The organism is Cyanobium sp. NIVA-CYA 375 (assembly GCF_056108345.1).
In genome coordinates, this window is record NZ_JBSYHW010000153.1 from 1 (window position 1) to 2,413 (window position 2,413).

General features: G+C 54.9%; 2 protein-coding genes and 1 pseudogene. All 3 read left to right on the top strand.

Features of this window, described 5'->3' with window-relative positions; translation table 11 throughout:
* Positions 1-113: 113 nt before the first annotated feature.
* Positions 114-428: a type II toxin-antitoxin system RelE/ParE family toxin gene (locus AC01FP_RS16955; RefSeq protein WP_474481851.1), complete on the top strand. Its 315-nt coding sequence runs from the start codon at positions 114-116 to the stop codon at positions 426-428.
* Between the two features lie 173 nt (positions 429-601).
* Positions 602-1,948: an IS110 family RNA-guided transposase gene (locus AC01FP_RS16960; protein ID WP_474481849.1), complete on the top strand. Its 1,347-nt coding sequence runs from the start codon at positions 602-604 to the stop codon at positions 1,946-1,948.
* Between the two features lie 178 nt (positions 1,949-2,126).
* A pseudogene (locus tag AC01FP_RS16965) lies at positions 2,127-2,413 on the top strand (IS3 family transposase); the annotation flags it as partial.

The window sequence follows — 2,413 nt, forward strand, 5'->3', positions numbered from 1 at the left end:
TCCTCCAGCAATGGAAAGCGGCCTGACTAACCCACCAGCTCTCATAGGAACTGGAGCAGCAAAGGGGGTCACGTCAGGTCCTTTTCTTTCGTTCTCAATCAGTGAGAGAACCGGTGAGAGAATGGTTACGGGATCAAAAGCGTGAGGATCGCAAGGCCATTGGTGGCGACATCAAAACAGCTCAGTACGGCTGGCCGTTGGGCATGCCGTTGATCCGCAAGCTAGAGCCAGGCCTTTGGCAGGTAAGGTCGGATATTGATAAAGGCATTGCGCGTCTAATTTTCACTATTGAAGATGACACCATGATCCCCCCAGTTTCAGGAAACGTACCAGTACCACTGAGCACGCCCTCTCGTCCGAAACACCCACGGCCAAGTCCAAAGGCCTCTGCCAGACTGGTCATGGGGACGTCAGGCCATGACCGATGACATCTTTGGAGGCTTGTTCCCGAAAGGAAACGTGGTCTGGATTCCCACAGCGCTCCCTGCCCTGGCGACGACACTTCTGGAGAAATCCAGGTGCTGATCCCGATTAGGAAACTGTTCATTTTTTAGCGCGGAATCTGCCTGGCCTCCCTCCTTAGACCCATTGCAGCGGATGTATGCCAGGAAGTCCTTCCCCCTCGCGCCGCCGACGTGCGCGCCTCAGAGTGGTCAATCCACGCTCCGCAGGAATAGACATCGGTAGTCGGTTCCATGTTGTAGCGGTACCAGCAGAGCTTGACGATGACCCAGTACGAAAATTCTCAAGCTTTACTAATGATCTGAAGTCTATAGCTGAATGGTTGCTCGCCATCGACATCAAGACGGTAGCCATGGAGTCAACTGGAATCTACTGGGTTCCACTCTACGAAATACTCGTGGGGCGAGGCATCGAAGTCTTTCTGGTTAATGCTCGGCACGCAAAGAATGTCCCCGGTCGTAAGACTGATATCAGTGATTCTCAGTGGTTGCAGCAACTTCACAGCTATGGTCTTGTTCGCGCGAGCTTCCAGCCCGATCCCAGCATCGCCAAGCTGAGAGCCTACTTTCGGCAGCGTGACATTTTAGTGCGTTACCGCTCCTCGCATCAGCAGCACATGCAGAAAGCCCTCATGCAAATGAACCTACAGCTGCATCATGTTGTGAAAGACATCACTGGTTTGACTGCTCGCAGAGTCATTGATGCCATCCTTTCAGGAGAACGAAATCCAGAGAAGCTGGCTACACTGCGTGATCGCCGCTGCAAGGAGACAGAAGCAACGATCGCTGCCGCTCTCGATGGCAACTATCAAGAAGAACATCTCTTTGAACTTAAGGTTGCAGTCGAGATGTTCGATGCTTATTCAGAAAAGATTCGAGAATGCGAATTGGCCGGCCAAGTCGTCCTGAATGAGTTAGCTGGGGTCGACTATGTTGAGCCTGAAAAGCAAGCAAGCGACTGCCAAATCAGGAGCAATGGCTTCTCGTTCAATCCTCAGGCCCTGATCACATCGTTAGCAGGCCATGACCTATTAAGCCTGCCTGGTCTCGGGCCTGCAACGGTGATCACCTTGATCAGTGAGTGTGGGCTCGACATGAGCCGCTGGCCTAACGCCAAGCATTTTGTCTCCTGGCTTGGGTTGAGCCCACAGAATAAGATCTCTGGTGGCCGGGTACTTTCTTCTCGGACACGACAGGGGGCAACAAGGGCCGGCAGCGCTTTTTGGATGGCAGCAGTTCCAATCAGCAGAACCAATACTGCCTTGGGTGCATTCCAGCGGCGGCTATCTGCAAGGGTTGGCAAAGGCAAGGCATTGATAGCCACTGCTCGCAAGATTGCCATTCTTTACTATAAGATGCTGAGATATGGCATGGCTTTTCAAGAGCCGGGAGCTTCTGCTTACCAGAAGGCATCACAAGAGCGACACGTGCGTGGGCTGGAACGGCGTGCAAAAGCGCTTGGTTACCAGCTGGTCCCAACCGGATGACTGGCCGAGATCCCTGTAGGCCCTGGGTGTTTCTTAGGAAGTTGTCACCCCTTTGATCAGTACATCCGGGGGCTTGAGGACATGACCAATGCGTCGCTACAGCGAGGCCGTCTAGCCGAAGGCTGCGAAGCAGTGGGCTGATGTGAGGAGACGGATGCACCCGCCCCACAGGCAGAGCGTGGCCTGGATTTCAGAAGAGCTGGGCATTCACCTCGCCACTCTCTACAACTGGAGAAAGGCCTGGCGGTTGCAGGGAGAGGTGGTGCCCTCATCCGAGAAGGAACCAGAGGGCTGGAGCGCTGCCGACAAGTTCACGGTTGTACTGGAGAGCTCTGGCATCAACGCCACCGAGCTCAGCGCCTACTGCCGCGAGCGGGGCCTGTTCCCTGAGCAGGTGAGCCGTTGGCGGCAGGCGGCCCAGGATGCCAACGCCAAGCCTGTGCTGACGATGGCCGAACAGAAGGA

Coding starts and splice junctions, on each gene's coding strand:
- AC01FP_RS16960 (WP_474481849.1), top strand. CDS start 602: ATGCCAGGAAGTCCTTCCCCCTCGCGCCGCCGACGTGCGCGCCTCAGA.